This window comes from Mucilaginibacter sp. Mucisp86, assembly GCF_047324315.1.
In the GTDB taxonomy this organism is placed as follows: Bacteria; Bacteroidota; Bacteroidia; order Sphingobacteriales; family Sphingobacteriaceae; genus Mucilaginibacter.
In genome coordinates this window covers 6,561,705-6,579,475 of record NZ_CP168503.1, presented here as the reverse complement: position 1 = coordinate 6,579,475, position 17,771 = coordinate 6,561,705, and the positions used below count along the sequence as shown (strand labels likewise).

16 protein-coding genes and 1 riboswitch are annotated in these 17,771 nt (G+C 40.8%); of the genes, 8 read left to right on the top strand and 8 right to left on the bottom strand.

The window, feature by feature from the left end:
- Positions 1 to 6 precede the first annotated feature (6 nt).
- The 3 genes from ACEN9X_RS27385 (at position 7) to ACEN9X_RS27375 (ending at position 2,004) form a co-directional block, all read left to right on the top strand.
- Positions 7 to 672 carry a hypothetical protein gene (locus ACEN9X_RS27385; protein WP_413668155.1) on the top strand — a complete coding sequence of 222 codons (666 nt, stop codon included), beginning with the start codon at positions 7 to 9 and terminating at the stop codon, positions 670 to 672.
- Positions 673 to 708: 36 nt separating this feature from the next.
- Positions 709 to 1,290, top strand: coding sequence for a DUF4199 domain-containing protein (locus tag ACEN9X_RS27380; RefSeq protein WP_413668154.1), 582 nt, complete (start codon positions 709 to 711; stop codon positions 1,288 to 1,290).
- A 147-nt stretch (positions 1,291 to 1,437) separates the two neighbouring features.
- Positions 1,438 to 2,004, top strand: a complete 567-nt coding sequence (locus tag ACEN9X_RS27375) for a DUF4199 domain-containing protein (RefSeq protein WP_413668153.1) — start codon at positions 1,438 to 1,440, stop codon at positions 2,002 to 2,004.
- Positions 2,005 to 2,162: 158 nt separating this feature from the next.
- Here the strand turns inward: ACEN9X_RS27375 and rseP are convergent, their stop codons facing one another.
- The 6 genes from rseP to ACEN9X_RS27345 all read right to left on the bottom strand — a co-directional run bounded on the left by rseP (position 2,163) and on the right by ACEN9X_RS27345 (position 9,018).
- Positions 2,163 to 3,497: an RIP metalloprotease RseP gene (gene rseP / locus ACEN9X_RS27370; RefSeq protein WP_413668152.1), complete on the bottom strand. Its 1,335-nt coding sequence runs from the start codon at positions 3,495 to 3,497 to the stop codon at positions 2,163 to 2,165.
- 19 nt (positions 3,498 to 3,516) lie between these two features.
- Positions 3,517 to 4,704 (bottom strand): 1-deoxy-D-xylulose-5-phosphate reductoisomerase, encoded by a 1,188-nt coding sequence (locus tag ACEN9X_RS27365; protein WP_413668151.1) that lies wholly within the window; start codon positions 4,702 to 4,704, stop codon positions 3,517 to 3,519.
- Between the two features lie 6 nt (positions 4,705 to 4,710).
- Entirely contained in the window at positions 4,711 to 6,210 is a 1,500-nt protein-coding gene (locus ACEN9X_RS27360) for a GH3 auxin-responsive promoter family protein (protein ID WP_413668150.1), read from the bottom strand.
- 2 nt (positions 6,211 to 6,212) lie between these two features.
- A complete protein-coding gene (locus ACEN9X_RS27355) occupies positions 6,213 to 6,989 on the bottom strand; it encodes a glycerophosphoryl diester phosphodiesterase membrane domain-containing protein (protein ID WP_413668149.1) in 777 nt (258 codons plus the stop codon).
- Between the two features lie 5 nt (positions 6,990 to 6,994).
- On the bottom strand, positions 6,995 to 7,963 hold the full coding sequence (locus ACEN9X_RS27350; RefSeq protein WP_413668148.1) for a glycosyltransferase: 969 nt from the start codon (positions 7,961 to 7,963) through the stop codon (positions 6,995 to 6,997).
- 104 nt (positions 7,964 to 8,067) lie between these two features.
- Entirely contained in the window at positions 8,068 to 9,018 is a 951-nt protein-coding gene (locus tag ACEN9X_RS27345; protein ID WP_413668147.1) for a glycosyltransferase family 2 protein, read from the bottom strand.
- Positions 9,019 to 9,234: 216 nt separating this feature from the next.
- Between ACEN9X_RS27345 and ACEN9X_RS27340 the strand changes: the two genes are divergently transcribed.
- The 5 genes from ACEN9X_RS27340 to rplT all read left to right on the top strand — a co-directional run bounded on the left by ACEN9X_RS27340 (position 9,235) and on the right by rplT (position 15,284).
- Positions 9,235 to 11,838, top strand: coding sequence for a M1 family metallopeptidase (locus ACEN9X_RS27340; RefSeq protein WP_413668146.1), 2,604 nt, complete (start codon positions 9,235 to 9,237; stop codon positions 11,836 to 11,838).
- Positions 11,839 to 12,072: 234 nt separating this feature from the next.
- Positions 12,073 to 13,998, top strand: coding sequence for a threonine--tRNA ligase (gene thrS / locus ACEN9X_RS27335; RefSeq protein ID WP_413668145.1), 1,926 nt, complete (start codon positions 12,073 to 12,075; stop codon positions 13,996 to 13,998).
- A gap of 1 nt (position 13,999) precedes the next feature.
- Positions 14,000 to 14,566, top strand: coding sequence for a translation initiation factor IF-3 (gene infC / locus ACEN9X_RS27330; RefSeq protein WP_091207084.1), 567 nt, complete (start codon positions 14,000 to 14,002; stop codon positions 14,564 to 14,566).
- Between the two features lie 91 nt (positions 14,567 to 14,657).
- On the top strand, positions 14,658 to 14,858 hold the full coding sequence (gene rpmI, locus ACEN9X_RS27325) for a 50S ribosomal protein L35 (protein WP_090525627.1): 201 nt from the start codon (positions 14,658 to 14,660) through the stop codon (positions 14,856 to 14,858).
- A gap of 81 nt (positions 14,859 to 14,939) precedes the next feature.
- Positions 14,940 to 15,284 (top strand): 50S ribosomal protein L20, encoded by a 345-nt coding sequence (rplT, locus tag ACEN9X_RS27320; protein ID WP_022829871.1) that lies wholly within the window; start codon positions 14,940 to 14,942, stop codon positions 15,282 to 15,284.
- Positions 15,285 to 15,394: 110 nt separating this feature from the next.
- On the opposite strand, the gene ACEN9X_RS27315 is transcribed toward rplT, so the two are convergent.
- Both ACEN9X_RS27315 and ACEN9X_RS27310 read right to left on the bottom strand, forming a co-directional pair.
- Positions 15,395 to 16,129 carry an SRPBCC family protein gene (locus ACEN9X_RS27315; protein WP_413668144.1) on the bottom strand — a complete coding sequence of 245 codons (735 nt, stop codon included), beginning with the start codon at positions 16,127 to 16,129 and terminating at the stop codon, positions 15,395 to 15,397.
- A 65-nt stretch (positions 16,130 to 16,194) separates the two neighbouring features.
- On the bottom strand, positions 16,195 to 17,523 hold the full coding sequence (locus ACEN9X_RS27310) for a serine hydrolase (protein ID WP_413668143.1): 1,329 nt from the start codon (positions 17,521 to 17,523) through the stop codon (positions 16,195 to 16,197).
- A riboswitch (cobalamin riboswitch) is annotated at positions 17,498 to 17,693 on the top strand. Its footprint overlaps the gene before it by 26 nt.
- Positions 17,694 to 17,771: the final 78 nt, after the last annotated feature.

Genomic DNA, 17,771 nt, shown 5'->3' with positions numbered 1-17,771 from the left:
ATACCTATGATCGATCCTAAAATAGAAAATGCCTTTATAGCAGCGCTTGAGGCCTTTTCAAAATACAACAGCTTTGACGCAACCCAGTTAACCGACGAGTTTGCTGACGTTTTTGCATCCGACGAAGATTTTTTATCAAAAGTGGATGAATTGGACGCGGTTTTTGATGAAAACCCGGAGGTTGAAGAACTTCGCGAAATCTTCTTCGACCTGTTAATGATCAACTTCTTTAGTGCCGACGTTAAAAAGCTGGAAGAAGATTATCTTGATACGCCGGAATGGGAGAGTATTGAAGAAGAAACCCTTGATCGTGGTACCGAACTCCTTAATCTTTTACTGTACCTGAATGAGTGTGAAGACGAAGATATTGAACCTGAACTTGAAGATTACCTGAAGGAATTTTTACTGGTTGATGAAGATGAGTTCCAGGACGAGTACCGTATTTATGAGCCTGTAATTGCCAATCAAATCCTGATTGAAAGCCCGGTATCTGAAATCAGCAAGGTGGCAAAAACACTTCCTGAAGATTCAGAACTTAAAGAATTGTTTTACCCAATGATGTGCTTTTTCCAGAACATAGATCCTTCTGATGAAGAGATAAAAGAAATTGCCGACAATGCCATCAACAAGGAATTCGATATGGCAGTTTTAGAGATCCTGGTTAATTTTTAATAATACACACAGCGTTTAAGTAATATAAACCAACAAATGAGTCAAGAAACAGATAAAGAGATAAAGAAGCAAGGATTGATTAAAGGAGTATTCTTAGGGCTGGTAATATCGGCCATAAGCATTATTTACTTTTATTTTATGGTTACAGTTGCTAAATCGGCCGTGATCATCACTTTTGGATCAATGGTGTTTTCATACCTGCTGCCTCTAAGTGCTGCAGCTTTGTTTTCATTAAGCCTGCGAAAAAAAATAGGTGGGCTATGGACAATGAGGCAGGCAGGTACCGGGATTTTTATCATGTTTTTTGTTTCATACCTAATGGTTTTTATTATTAAAGACCAGTTTTTTGCTAAGATAGTTGAACCCAATATGGTTCAAAAAACGGAGACAGCTATGGTTAGCGCCCTCAATAAATTAAAGGATGAAACAACCAAACCGGAGGAAAAGAAGGAAGCTGACGCAAAAATAGTGGAAATGAAGAAAGCTTTTGACGCCGAAAAAACCGTTACTATCGGGCAACAAATTCAGTCGTTGGGGATCAGCATTATATTTCTGTTCGTTCTGTCAATAATTTTTGCAGCATTTTTTAAGCGGGAACCAGCCGGTTCGGCTTCATAACAGCAAAACAGTTAAACCAATAACAAAGCAGGCTTTTCGGATTTTGAAAGGCCTGCTTTGTTATTAAAACTCTTTGGGTTTAAAATAAAGATGTACATGATATAATATTATTGGTTAATTTTAACCAAACACTAAACAACCTATATCATGGAAGTAAAAAAAGCGAGCCCATCGCAACCAGCCCTGAAGTGGGCATTGATCAATCTGATAGCTTCAGTAGTCATAACTTACGCATTCCAGTTTTTGGATCTCGACCCAAATTCATCTCTTAAATACCTTAGCTTTTTGCCTTTCCTGGCGTTCCTGTTTCTTACTCAAAAGGAATATAAAGATCAGCTTGGCGGTTACCTTACTTACGGAGAGGGCTTTTTATCAGGTTTTCTGTATGCTATCTTCACCGGTGTATTTATAGCCATATTTACATATGTATACTACACCATATTAAGTCCGGACATGGTAACAAAGATCATGGATGCATCACAGAAAAAGATGACCGAAGACGGCAAATTAAGCCAGGACCAAATAGATGCGGCCATGAATATGACCCGTAAATATTTTGCAATTTTTGCTGTAGTAGGCGTTGTTTTTATTTATATCCTTTTCGGAACAATTGTAAGCCTCATTTCGGCAGCGATATTTAAAAACGAACGATCTCCATTTGATACGGTATCTGATAATTATGAAAGCCCAAAGCCAACTGATCCGGCAGTATAAAACAAGCTAAATGCAGAATGCACAGAGCTTAAAGTTAATAGATTGGTACAGCTATTCAATTAATTGATAAATTCATATAATAAAAGAAAGGCCTTTCAGTAATTAAAAGGCCTTTCTTTTATATATGCTTGGGAGGCAACTAATCTCTAATCTCTAAATCACTTCTTCATTACCAGCTTTACAATATCGTTTCCAAAAACAAATACCATCAGGGTAACTAAAATTACAAAACCTACAATCTGTGCACGCTCAAGGAATTTATCGCTTAACGGTTTGCCTTTAATCATTTCTATAATCAGGAAAACTGCATGACCGCCGTCAAGCGCAGGAATAGGTAATAAGTTCATCAGCGCCAATACCATCGACAGGAAGCCTACAAGCGTCCAAAAGTGAACCCAATCAACAGTACCGCCAAACAGGTTGGCTATAGCTACCGGTCCGCTTACTGCTTTGCCCGGGTTAACATCACCCCTGAAAATCTTTCCGATACCTTTGGCATTATCCCTGAAAGTTCCCCAAGCTCTTTGCGCTCCTATAGGGAAAGCTTCGAAAAAGCCATATTTTATGGTTTTAATATCCGGGAAATCACTTTTTGCACGATAGAAACCAAGCTTACCTTCCGGTGTAACCTGTGCTTTTAAGGTAACCAGTTCATGATTGCGTTTAATACCCAGTTCAACCTGCTTGCCTTTATTGGCAGATAGCTGAGCTTGCAACTCGTCCCAAAATACAATTGGATGGTCGTTTGCCATCACAATGCTGTCGCCTTTTTTTAAACCTGCTTTTACTGCGTTACTACCTGGCTCCAATGAATCAACAATGAACTTAGCACGGGGCAGGCGGCTGATGAAGCCTTCTATGTCATGATCGTTCAAATCGTTAAGGATTGTACGCGGAATACTGATCTGCAAAGTTTGAGTGCCGCGCAACACTGTAAATACAGTATTATCCAATAGTACCTGCGGGCTTGTAAGATCATCAAAACGTTCAAATGGTTTGCCATTGATAGCAACAACCTTGTCGCCAATTTGAAGGCCTATTTTTTTGCCTACTTCGCCAGGTACAATACCGTATTTTGCCGCAGAATTAGGGATATAGCTATCGCCAAAACGCATGGTTAGCACCCAGAATATCAAGATTCCCAGTATAACATTTACCGTAACACCGCCAAGCATTACAATAAGGCGCTGCCAGGCCGGTTTTGAACGAAACTCCCAGGGTTGCGGCGGACCAGCCATTTGCTCAGTATCCATCGATTCATCAATCATTCCGGCAATTTTAACATAGCCCCCTAATGGTAACCAGCCAATGCCGTACTCAACGCCTTTATATGTAAATTTAAACAGGCTCACGTTCCAGGCATCAAAAAACAGGTAGAATTTTTCTACCTTAATGCCAAAGGCCCGTGCTGCCAGGAAATGCCCCAGTTCATGCAGGATTATCAAAATTGAAAGGCCCAGTATAAGCTGGCCCACCATGATCACTATACTCATTATCTATATCTATGTAATATTAAAATTGTAATGTTTTTGAAGGTAGTTGTTGTATGTAATTTTGCGCAAAGATGCGTGTTTCTTTGTCAGTATTCAAATAGTCGGTTAGGGTTGGGTTTGCGATAAAATTTATTTTCTGCATACACTCTTCAATGATACCGCTCATAGTTAAAAAGCCAATTTTACGATCAAGGAAGCCTGCAACCGCTACCTCATTTGCTGCATTGATAATGCAAGGCATGTTACCTCCCTGTTTTAAAGCAGCGTACGCCAAACTTAGATTACGGAAAGTTTCCATATCCGGTTTTTCAAAACTGAGATTAGGGTAATCGGTAAAACTGAAACGTTTAAAATTAGTTTCGATCCGGTTAGGATAGGTGAGGGCGTACTGTATAGGCAGCTTCATATCGGGCAAGCCTAATTGAGCCTTAATTGATCCATCCCTGAATTGCACCAGTGAGTGAATAATAGATTGCGGATGAACTACTACTTCAATCTGATCGGTTTCAACATCAAATAACCATTTGGCTTCGATAACTTCAAGCCCCTTATTCATGAGGGATGCCGAATCGATAGTGATTTTGGCGCCCATTACCCAGTTTGGATGTTTAAGCGCATCCTCGCGGGTAACGTTTGCTAAGAAATCCAGACCACGGCCACGAAATGGGCCGCCAGAAGCCGTGATGATCAGCTTTTCTATCGATTTATAGTCCTCGCCAACAAGGCTTTGAAATATTGCTGAATGTTCCGAATCTACCGGTAAAATTTGAACCCCATGTTGTTTCGCCAATGCTGTTATTATATCGCCGGCAACAACTAATGTTTCTTTGTTGGCAAGGGCAATATCTTTCCCTGCTTTAATAGCGGCAATTGTTGGTTCAAGACCGGCAAAGCCCACCATAGCAGTCAGCACAACCGCAATTTCGGGGTGGGTTACTGTGTCGATGATAGCCTGATGACCGGCAAGCACCTGTATTGGTAAGTGCGCCAAAGCCTCTTTAACTTCCTGGTATTTGTTTTGATCGCAGATAATGGCATATTCGGGCACAAACTCAATAGCCTGGCTAATGAGCAAATCGGCATTGGAATGTGCTGTGAGCAAAAACGCCCTGAATAAATTGCTGTTCCACCTTATAACATCAAGTGTTTGTGTACCGATGCTGCCTGTTGAGCCAAGGATGGCAATGTTTTTTATTTGGTTACTCAAGTATCTTTATTTTATAAAACTCTTTAATCCTTCGGCAATCTTCCTGTCGTTTGATAGCCGTGGTACTTTGTTTTGCCCGCCAAGTTTACCTTCAGCCCTCATGTAATTGATAAAGGCATCTTTTTGCAGGCTTTGGATTACCAAAGGTTGCAAAATGTTACCTTCAATCAGGTCAAAATAGTAAATATTTTTATTCTGGAGCGCTTTATCCACTTTTATGGCGAAAGCCTGAAGATCCACCGGGGCTGTGCCGAATTCGATAAACCACTCGTGGTAAGGCAATTGTTCTGCCGGCGGGTTAACCTGAGGTGCAACCGTAAATTCAACCACGTCGATACCTTCTTCCTTAGCCACGCTCATCAAGGCGTGCTCTACTTCTTCGCCTATGACATGTTCGCCAAAAGCAGATATGTAATGCTTGATACGACCGGTTACAATAATACGATACGGATCTTTCGAAATAAATTTAACAGTATCACCTATGCTATATCCCCATAAACCTGCGCTGGTATTCATGATGAGCGCATAGTTTTTGTTCAGCTCTACATCTTTAATATTGATGCGGGTTGGATTTTCATTAAAATATTCTTCCGATGGGATAAATTCGTAAAAGATTCCTGAATCAACCAACAATAAAAGCCCTTTTTCTTTCTGCGAGTCCTGGAACGCAATAAAGCCTTCGGATGCAGGGTAGGTTTCTATCGAATCGATCTTAAAGCCAATGCTCTCTTCTATACGGGCACGGTAAGGTTCGTAATTGACACCGCCGTAAACATAAAGCTTAAAGTTTGGGAATATGTCTTTTATCTTTTTGCCACCTGCTTTGGCCGAAAGCCTGTCGAAATACATCTGGCACCAGGGTGGGATCCCGCTGATGAGGCGCATATCTTCATTAAAGGTTTCGTCTACAATGGCATCAACTTTTTGCTCCCAATCTTCAATGCAATTGGTTTCGTAGGCCGGCAACCTGTTTTTTTGCAGATAGGCCGGAACATGATGCGCAACTATACCAGAAAGCCTGCCCGTTGAGATACCATGCTTTTCGGCTAAGATTGGGCTGCCCTGGAGGAATATTAATTTGCCATCTACAAAATCAGCATTACCCGTTTCATGTATATAGCTTAGCAAAGCATTTCGTGCCGCTTTGATATGCTCAGGCATGCTTTCTTTGGAGATGGGAATATATTTTACACCTGATGTTGTGCCTGATGTTTTAGCAAGGTAAGCAGGTTTGCCGGGCCATAGTACATCCTCCTCACCATTAACCAGTCGGTCGATATAGGGGCGAAGGTCTTCATAGTCATGTACAGGCACCAATCGCTTAAAATCTTCGTAATTATTGATCTTTTCAAACTGATGATCTTTGCCGAAACTGGTGTTTTTGGCTGCATGTACCAGATCTGTAAACGCCTTTTGTTGAAAGGAAACCGCGTTTTTACGCACCTTATTTAATTCCCGATTAACAAAGGCCGCAAATACTTTACTTAATGCAGATTTAAATCCCATTTTTAATTGGTTTCAGATAGGTCATCGTCCACATCCTGATGGCTGTAAACCAGTTTACGGTAAGTAACCATAATGATCACCTGGGTAAAAGGAAAGCAAAGAATGAACCAGCAATAAAATGCAAGCCTGAATGCAAAACCATCTTTTTCCTGGTCAAAACCAAATAAGCCCATCGTAGCTACTACAGGTAGTAATACGGCAACCAGTATCAGTATAATTATAGCAAAAACGCCTAAAGTTTTGAAGAAATTGTCTTTTGTGATCTCAAAGCTTTGACGCAACGATTCAATAGGCGATGAATCGTCATCAACAATGAAACAAATACAAAAGATGCACCTGAGGCTTATATAAAGAATAAACAGCAGCTCAATAACCTCAAAAATGCTGTCGTACCCAATGTTGCGTTTGGCCAATACGTATAAAAAAACCAAAGTAGCTACAAAGAACGCCGTTATTATACCTATGATCACGAAGTTGAAGGTCATTTTGAACGATGGCAAAATGTCTTTGAATTCAAATTCGTAATACTCTTTGTCGATAAGCGTGAGTATCAGTTTGTAAAAACTTAAACCGATAAAACACTGCACAACCATCTGTACAATTACAAAACCTATCTCAATGAAGCGGTCGTCATTATCAATGATAAATGCCTTTAAAAACTCAACAAATTCGTTTATAAACAACGATATGATAGAGTAAACCACTAGCGGTACAAAATTTCTTTTTAAAATATTCCATGCGGTTTTAATGGTCTCCGCTACAGAAAAGGTGTGGTACATATTGCTTATGATCTACTTAAAACTTTCCGCTTCCAAAAATCCTGTATAAATCCTAACCCGTAGGCAATAAGTTGTGTGAAGGCAGCTATAATGCTCAAAAATGCGATTTTTGCCGATTTATTTTTCCACCAGGCATGGAAAAAAATTAACAAAGTGAAAATCAACAGTATAAAATTACCTGCTACTGCCAATGGCGAGCCAAACAGGTTTAATATAATGGTAAGGATAACTCCTGCTGTAAAAGCCGCCGGGAAGAAATGGACCAGCTTTAACTCCTGAGGGAAAAATTTGGATATGTTAATACGCGCCCTTCCAAAAAAGTGTAATTGCTTATAAAACTGGTAAAAGTTGGTACGTCGTTTATGGTAAACGATAGCATCGGGGATTAACCCGATTTTAAAACCGAGCGAATGGATCCTGATACTGTATTCAATATCTTCGCCAAGGCGTGTAATGATAAAACCTCCGGCTTTTTCCCAGGCCTGTCTCGAAACACCCATATTAAAGCTTCGCGGGTGAAACTGCCCTATACCTTTTTTATTACCACGAATGCCGCCGGTTGTAAAAGGGGAGGTCATAGAATAGCTTATGGCTTTTTGTGTAGGAGTAAAAGAATCATGAGCGCCATCGGGTCCGCCATAGGCATCAAGATAGTTTTTTGCAAGGGAATCGTTTACAATTTGCAGATAGGCAGGAGGGATCAAACAATCCGAATCAAAAATCACAAAATAATCGCCTTTAGCGCGCTCAAAACCAAAGTTGCGGGTAAAGCCCTGTCCTTCGTTTTGCTTTTTAAAATACCGCAGGTTAAGCTTATCAGTAAATGTATTTACTATAGCTTCAGCATCATTTACAGAACCATCCTCAATAACCAACACCTCAAATTCCCTGTACGTTTGCAGGGTTAAGGTTTCCAGCAGCTCTTTGATCTCCTGCGGGCGGTTATATAAAGGGATAATGATGGAAAAAAACATGTTTTGTAGATAGATGTGAGATTTGAGATGTTAGATATGAGACTTCGTGTTCTTGTTGAGTTTTCAAAAAGTCTCAAATCCCATATCTAACATCTCAAATCTAATTAAATTGTTTCCTCAATTTGATAATGGTTGCGTTCACTTGCGCTGCGCGATACAAGTTCGGCAACAAAGCCAGTCAAAAACAACTGGGAGCCTAATATGATTGCCACCAATGCTATGTAAAACAACGGGTTATCGGTAGGTTGCCGCACAGTTATTCCGTGAGCCAGGTTGTACAGTTTTTCACCAATAATCCAAATTGTTATAAAAAAACCGGTAAAAAAACTCAATGTGCCCAGCAAACCAAAAAAGTGCATAGGCCGCTTTCCAAATTTACCTACAAAAAATATAGAAAGCAGATCAAGAAAGCCATTGATGAACCTACTTAAACCAAATTTGGTTTTGCCGTATTTACGCGGGCGGTGTTCAACAACCTGTTCGCCAATTTTGGTAAAACCAGCCCACTTAGCCAGCACCGGGATATAACGGTGCATTTCGCCGTAAATTTCAATATTTTTAACCACTACGCCACGGTAGGCCTTTAAACCGCAATTAAAATCATGCAGGTTATTTATCCCACTCATTTTGCGGGTGGCGGCGTTGAATAGCTTGGTCGGGATAGTTTTACTCAGCGGATCATGCCTTTTGGCTTTCCAGCCAGATACAAGGTCATATTTCTCTTCAGTTATCCGACGATAAAGTTCCGGGATTTCATCAGGGCTATCTTGCAGGTCGGCGTCCATGGTAATTACAACATTACCTTTAGCTGCAATAAAGCCGGTGTTTAGGGCTGCCGATTTGCCGTAATTACGCCTGAATTTTATTCCTTTTATAAACGGATTGCCGGTTTGCAATTTCCTGATCATTTCCCATGATCCGTCCTTGCTGCCATCGTCAACCAAAACTATCTCGTAAGTAAAACGGTTTTCATCCATAACCCGGCTAATCCATGAGGTTAATTCGGGTAATGATTCTACTTCATCGTAAAGAGGTACTACAACTGATATATCCATTTATAGGGCTGCGATCAACGACTATATGTGCCGTAAATCATCCGCAAAAATATAAAAAATAGGGATTGATTTGCAACATTGTATCAACGGGGATTTTAGCGAAATAGTTTATTCATTATTGCGATAAAAAAATGAACCTGATACTACGTAACCAAGCAATTACGTTTCAAGTCAAATATATTTTAATATCTTTCCCTCACAATTAAAACACAGTTAATGAAATTCTACAAAGCCGCGTTGTTATTGGTTTTAGGCTTTTATGCCCTCGAAGTAAAAGCGCAAAATGCAGATCAGGCACCCCCTAAGTATGATCAGCATAAAGTATTTAACCCTATGTTTTACCCCGAAAGAGGTGGCGAATTCAGGCTGGCCAGTGGTGCCCCGGGCCCAAAATACTGGCAAAACCGGGCCGACTATAAACTCGATGTTACGCTTGATACTGCTAAACATCGTATAGAAGGCAGTACATTAATAACCTATACCAATAACAGCCCCGATGCACTTGCTTTTTTGTGGCTCCAGGTAGATCAGAATATTTATAAAGAAGATTCACGTGCCGAAGCTACAAGCAACGTTTCAGGAGGCCGGTTCGCGAATAAATCATATACCAAAGGCGCCGAAATAAAATCGGTTTATATCATTAATAAAGGTAAAACGCTGAAAGCCGACTACCTGATCACCGATACTCGTATGCAGATAAAACTGAAGGATTCATTACGTGCAGCCGGAAGTAAATTGCAGATTAAAATAGAATATGGTTTTGATATCCCCGAATACGGTACCGACAGGATGGGCCGCCAGCATACAAAAAACGGCTGGATCTATGAAATTGCGCAATGGTATCCTCGCATGGAGGTTTATGACGATGTAACGGGTTGGAATACCATACCTTACCTTGGCGCAAGTGAGTTTTACCTGGAGTATGGCAATTTTGATTATACCATCACCGCGCCTGCAAGTTTAGTTGTCGCAGGATCGGGTGAGTTGCTTAATCCTGTCGAAGTATTATCACCAACTACCATAAACCGTTTGGCCGAAGCTCGTAAAAGCGATAAAACAGTTACTATTAAAGATTCAACGGATATATTACGCAATAACGATTATCCTAAAAAGCCAACGCTGACCTGGCATTTTATGTGCAAAAATGCACGTGACGTTGCCTGGGCTGCGTCAAAAGCCTTTATTTGGGATGCTGCGCGGATCAATCTACCAAGCGGTAAAAAAGCATTGGCACAGTCGGTTTATCCGGTTGAGGCTAAAGGGAATAATTCATATGGCCGCTCGACGGAATATGTTAAAGCGGCCATTGAGTTGTACAGCGACAAATGGTTTGAATATACCTATCCTGTTGCCACCAATGTGGCGGGAATAGTTGGCGGGATGGAATACCCCGGCATTGTATTCTGTGGTTCAAACAATCAAAACGGTGGCTTATGGGAAGTTACCAACCATGAGTTTGGCCATAACTGGTTCCCGATGATTGTTGGCTCAAATGAGCGCAAGTACGCCTGGATGGACGAAGGTTTTAATACCTTTTTGAATAACGTTGATACCAAAGTGTTTAACAAGGGCGAATATTATGAAAAGCCCGATCAGCAAAAAAACGCCGCTTATTTGTTTAGCCCCGGCGCCGAGGCCATTATGAATACGCCGGATGTGATACAGGAAGATTTTTTAGCAGTTGCAGCTTATGAAAAACCGGCATTAGGCTTAACCATTTTACGCGAGCAAATTTTAGGCGAAGAACGGTTTGATTATGCTTTTAAAACCTATATCAAACGCTGGGCCTTTAAACACCCTACTCCATGGGATTTTTTCCATACGATGGATAATGTTGCCGGCGAGGACCTGAGCTGGTTTTGGAACGAATGGTTTTTTACTACCTGGAAAGTGGATCAGAGTATAAAAGATATTTCGTACCCGGATAATGATGCTTCAAAAGGCGCTATGATCACGCTCGAAAACCTGGAGGAAATGGCCTTACCTGTTACCATATCGATTAAGGAAGAAAATGGAAAAACAGGTATTGTAAAACTCCCGGCCGAGATCTGGCAGCGTGGTGATACCTGGACATTCCCATACAAATCGACCTCGAAAATTGCCTATGCAACTATTGATCCTGATCATAGTCTGCCCGATGTTAATCCCGAAAACAACTCATACAGCGGATTGCCAATACCACAGGGCACAACCGCAGGTTCTGTTATAAAAACGTACTTAGATGCCATTGGAGGCTCCGACAAGCTTAAGAATATTCGTGATCTGCAAACATCGGCGATAGGTAATATACAAGGTGCAGACGTTCAATTGGTAACACGATATAAAATGCCGGATAAGTATTTCCAGGAAGCAATTGTGCCATCATATAATAACATGATTGTATCTCATGTTACCCTTAATGGCGATAGTATAAAAGCAAAGCAGGTTAACAGGGACGTACAGCTGGATGATGCCGGTAAAAAAATGATCAGACTTAAAAGCCGCCCGTTCCCGGAGCTTGATTACGAGCGGATAAATCAAAATATGATGTTGCAGCCTATTTTACGCGTAGTAAACGGTGAACTTGCTTATGAGGTTGATGTTAACATAGGCACCGATATTCATATTCATAATTATTACAGCCAAAAAACAGGGTTGAAACTTAAACAAACCATCGAAGGGGCGAATGACCTCTCCGTTGAATTTGGTAATTACGAGGGCATAAACGGAGGTATTAAAATTCCGTTCTCCATAAAAACTACGCTTGTTGGGCAGCCGATAGAGTTTAAGGTTAAAGAAACGTCGGTTAACTCCAACCCTTCAAACGAGGCTTTTAAATAGACTTAATTTGTAAAAGCCGAATGGGTGTTCTTATTTTCCAGTTTGTGTGGAAATGAGAATACCCATTTTTTGTTTTCGACACATTAATTCCTTCTGATGTCATTCAATAAAATTTTGAAAATGGTATGATGCTAAATGCTATTTAAAATTCTATTTTTGTACCCACAAAATGAGGGTCACTTTGTAGGTGACCGTTTAAACGTAATTTTATAAAACTTTAAATCATAGTTGTAGATGATTAACATTACACTTCCCGATGGATCCGTTCGTCAGTATGACAAGGGGATCTCTTCTATGCAAATCGCGCAGTCGATTTCTGAAGGTTTAGCACGTAACGTATTAGCAGCTGAAGTTGACGGCCAGGTTTGGGATGCAAGCCGCCCTATTGAGCAGGATGCCCATGTTAAATTACTAACCTGGAATGACGCCGATGGTAAATCAACCTTCTGGCATTCATCAGCCCACTTAATGGCCGAGGCTTTGGAAGCCCTTTATCCGGGTACTAAATTTGGTATCGGTCCGGCAATTGAAACTGGTTTTTATTACGATGTTGATTTTGGCGACAAGGTTTTATCTTCTGATGAGTTTAAGCAGATCGAGGATAAAATGATCGAGCTTGCTAAAACCAAAGAGGAATACATCCGTAAACCGGTGAGCAAGGCTGATGCTATTGAATATTTTACTGAAAAAGGTGACGAGTATAAACTGGACCTGATCAAGGACTTGCCCGACGGCTCTATTACTTTTTATACCCAGGGTAACTTTACCGATCTGTGCCGTGGGCCACATATTCCAAATACAGGCTTTATAAAAGCGGTTAAGCTGATGAGCGTTGCCGGAGCCTACTGGCGTGGTGACGAAACCCGTAAGCAGTTAACCCGTATTTATGGTGTTACTTTCCCGAAAGCCAGCGAACTTACCGAATACCTGCACATGATCGAAGAAGCTAAAAAGCGCGATCACCGCAAATTGGGTAAAGAATTGGAGTTGTTTGCTTTTTCGGAAAAAGTAGGCATGGGGCTACCATTGTGGTTGCCTAAAGGCACTGCCTTGCGCGAACGGTTGGTAACCTTTTTACAAAAAGCACAGGTTAAAGCCGGTTACGAGCAGGTAATTACTCCGCATATCGGTCATAAAAACCTGTATGTAACATCAGGCCACTACGAAAAATATGGCGCCGATTCATTCCAGCCGATAAAAACACCGCAGGAAGGAGAGGAGTTTTTCCTTAAACCGATGAACTGCCCGCATCACTGCGAGATCTATAAAACAAAACCACGTTCGTACAAAGACCTGCCGGTGCGTTTTGCTGAATTTGGTACTGTGTACCGTTATGAGCAAAGTGGTGAGTTGCACGGTTTAACCCGTGTGCGTGGCTTTACTCAGGATGATGCCCACTTGTTTTGCCGCCCGGACCAGGTAAAAGATGAATTTAAAAAAGTGATTGACCTGGTATTGTATGTATTTAAGGCTTTAGGCTTTGATAATTACATAGCACAGGTATCATTACGTGATCCTGAAAACCGTGCTAAATATATAGGTACCGACGAAAATTGGGCGCTTGCCGAAAATGCAATCATTGAAGCAGCAGCCGAAAAAGGTTTACCAACAGTTGTAGAATATGGCGAGGCTGCATTTTATGGCCCTAAGCTTGATTTTATGGTGAAGGATGCCCTTGGCCGTAAGTGGCAATTGGGTACTATTCAGGTTGATTATAACCTACCTGAGCGTTTTGAACTGGAATATACAGGCAGCGATAATCAAAAGCATCGTCCGGTAATGATTCACAGGGCACCGTTTGGCTCGATGGAGCGCTTTATAGCGGTATTAATTGAGCATTGCGCAGGTAATTTTCCACTTTGGTTATCGCCAGAGCAGTTCATTATACTTCCCATATCAGAAAAATATGAAGAATATGCAAAAAAAGTTTCTGATATATTAAAAGATTCCGATATTTGCGGGCTAATCGACTTCAGGGACGAGAAAATAGGCAGAAAGATACGTGATGCTGAAGTTAAAAAAATCCCTTACATGCTGGTTGTGGGCGAAAAAGAAGCTGCCGAAGGCTTGGTTTCTGTACGTAAACATGGTACCGGTGATTTGGGAAGTATGAGCATTGAAGATTTTAAAGAACAGATAACTAAAGAAATAACAGTATAACTTGGCATTAAACAAACCTTTCAATAGAGGACCAAGGCTTCCTTTTAAGAAAAAAGAAGCTGAACATAATATCAATCAATTCATTAGGGCTCAGGAAGTTCGCCTTGTAGGTGATAATGTTGAGCAGGGAGTTTACTCATTAAGAGATGCCCTTGCGATAGCGCAGGAGCAGGAACTGGATCTGGTTGAAATATCTCCAAACGCTGTACCACCCGTTTGTAAAGTAACTGATTACAATAAGTTTATTTACGAGCAGAAGAAGAAGCTTAAAGAGATAAAAAGTAATGCCAAGCAAACGGTTATTAAAGAGATTCGTTTCGGACCGAATACTGACGACCATGACTTTGAATTTAAATTAAAGCATGCCATTAAGTTTTTGGAATCTGGAGAAAAGGTAAGAGCCTACGTACACTTTAAAGGTCGTGCCATTGTTTATAAAGAACAAGGCGAGATCTTATTACTTCGCTTTGCCCAGGCATTGGAAGAAGTTGGTAAAGTAGAGCAGTTACCAAAGCTTGAAGGAAAAAGGATGTTTTTAACCCTTGCACCTAAGGCAGCAAAAAAATAATGAGAATGTGCAGATGTGCAAATTAAAAATGTGCAGATGCTAAAAATAAAACGTTGAGAAACGTTAATATCTAACACAAATAAATAGAGTTATGCCAAAAATGAAAACCAATTCCAGTGCTAAAAAGCGCTTTAAGCTTACTGGAACAGGTAAAATCGCAAGAAAAAACGCATACAAAAGCCACATCTTAACCAAGATGTCGACAAAACGTAAGCGTGCCCTTGGTCAAACCAGCTTAGTATCTGATGCCGACATGGGTAACGTAAAACGTATGCTTTGTATCGGAAAGTAATTCACAAATTTTAAAACCAGGTATTAGAGTTTTAAGTCCGGCACACGAGATGCAGGCACTCACTACCAAAAAACACACAAGATGCCACGTTCAGTTAACGCAGTAGCGTCGAGAAGACGCAGGAAAAGGATCATGAACCTCGCCAAAGGTTATTGGGGTTCACGTAGCAAGGTATACACCATTGCAAAAAACACAGTTGAAAAAGGTTTACAGTACGCTTACCGCGACCGTAAAACCAAAAAGAGAGAATTCAGGGCTTTATGGATCCAACGTATCAACGCTGGTGCCCGTCAGCACGGAATTTCTTACTCTCAGTTAATGGGTAAATTAGCCGCTAAAGAAATCGGTTTAAACCGTAAAGTATTAGCCGACTTAGCTATGAACAACCCAGATGCTTTCAAAGCAGTTGTTGATGCAGTAAAATAATATCGCATTATAAATGCATGAAAAAGGCCGCAAATTGCGGCCTTTTTTGTTTTATCTCCCTGGCTCTTGTTCCTCACAAAAGCATTGCCTGCCAAATGAAAGGCACATGATCATTCAATCACAATCACTTCTACAAACTCGTCCGGGTCATTATTAATATCCATATACTGCTTGAAATTCTGGATATCTTTATCAACCATATTTTTGAATACCGGGTTCAATATCCTGGCGATTCCTGCACCCACGCCACCTGCAGGCGGCTGATAACTGATGACTATATCAATAATAGTTCCCTGCCCGTCAACCGTATCCTGAAAGCGTATTTTGCCCGCGTTGTTAATCATAGAATCGGGTAGCGAACTCCATCCAATAGCTTCATTGGGTTCATCATTAACAATTTCGGCATGCCAGCTAACTGTAGCGACATTTTTAGGCAGCTTTAAAACCCAATGCGAGTATTTTGCGTCGATAACCTCTACGCTTTCCAGGTGTTTCATAAACAGCGGCAGGTTATCCAGCTTGCGCCAAAACTGATAAACTTTTTGCCGCGGTTTGTTCACGATAAATGACGAGCGAATGTTTACATTTATGGGATTGGTAGATAGTTTGCCAATGCGTTTGTAAAGTTCACAATGCCCGGTAATACCCCGGTTTAACAGGTAACCGCCAGCTCCTATCTTTACGATACTTGCAAACGGATTTTTAAAAATGTTTTTAAAGCCTGAGAATCCGAGTTTCATGCCGCCTGCAATAGAGGTAAAGCGCTCGGGCCAGTTCAGGTTTATGCGGTCATCACCATAAAGTACAGGGAAGTTGTCGGTATATTTTACTATTGTAGTTGCCATAGGTTTTTAAATAGTTGTCGTTTTTAAAACACCTATTGTGCTACTAAGTTTTTCTGAAGTGAATTTTATTGCTTTTTACTATAGGTGAATTTAAACTTAGTTAAATCGGGCAGGTGTTTTTTAGGGCGATTTAATTCGTATTGATATATCACCTGACCAAGGTTTTTCAGGAAAGGCAGGCACACGGTAGTATATTCATATTTATTATCATTCAGTATCCCATCTTCGTTTGATTGCACAACGGCACTGAGTATAAATTCCACCTTGTTTTTAAAATCAACGATATAGGCATTATCAATATCGTAACCATAACTGTCGCCAACTTTATTAAAGATCCTGATATCAGCGTTAATGACAGCGGTACTATCACCTCCATAAAATAAGAATTTGCAATAGGCCGGGAAATATTCAGGTCGGTTATAGGTAGGCTTTGTATTCTCTGTAGGAAAGGTACTCATGTAACGGTAAATGAACCGATAATCGTCCGCCGTTAAATTAAAGCGTTGTTTTTCCGGAAATGTTTCGGGGAATAGCAATCGCTTAAGCACCATCTGCTGATCGGCAAGTGAATAGACGTTCTTTTCAGAAAAATCAAGGGGTTTGTTGACCAGCCGGTCGCTGCTATCTAAATACGCTTTGCCCTGTAGCATATTTTCCAGGTGCATAGGGTAGTTTAAAGCATCATATAATGCCGGCTTGTAATAAACCAATTTATCGCCGTTATAAAAATTGACAGGGTTGGTGTGCCGGGTACTTTCACCTGCATCTCCGATAGCCAGCCGGCCTACAATACGCGTATTATCAAGGTGATATTTTTTTAGCTTTTGATTGATCTCTTCACGACCAACAAATTCGTACAGGCGATTATATGCATCGTTATCGCTTACCAGTAAAATCTTTTTAATGTAGTTTTCGATGGATGGGAGACCCGTGGCTGATGATGTATCCACCTGTACTTTGGTTTGGCCTGCAAATGCGCTGTCGGTAATCATGGTTGCCTTCCGGTTTAAGCCTTTTATTTTTAGTTCATTTAGCTTTTCAAGTGCATATATGGCTGTAGGGAGTTTTACTGTGCTTGCCGGGTAAAAATAATGATGCGCATTAAGGTGGTAGCTATATGAGGTAAAGTGAGGTGTGTTGTTATTATCCCTGTCTATCCGGGTATATAGTATTTGCACCTCGTTTTGCGTGGGATGATTAAGCACGCCAGAAAATAATTCAGGATGTTCATGTAGTAACCCCTTCAGAAAAATGGTATCTGGTTGCTGGGCAAAACTGCCGAGTGCGCTCATGATCAGCAAGAAAGTACAGAAATATTTCATCACGATAAATATAGTCATGTGATTTGAGGTTAACAGATACTTATTGTACTTTTGCAGCGCTTTAGGTTTCATTAAAGTTGTTTTAATGAATTAAAAGGGAATACGGTGTAAGTCCGTAACTGTCCCGCAGCTGTAAGCTCCGTAACCGTTGCCAAATCTATAGGTCACTTTCTGAAAAAAGGAGGGAAGGCCAGGCAAATGGGGAGTAAGTCAGAAGACCTGCCAAGGCATTATATGTTATTCATAGCTTTCGGGGATTGAAGCTTGAATGTGAATGCTCTTCAATTGGCGTGTTTTCATTTTACTCATTTCCGTGTATG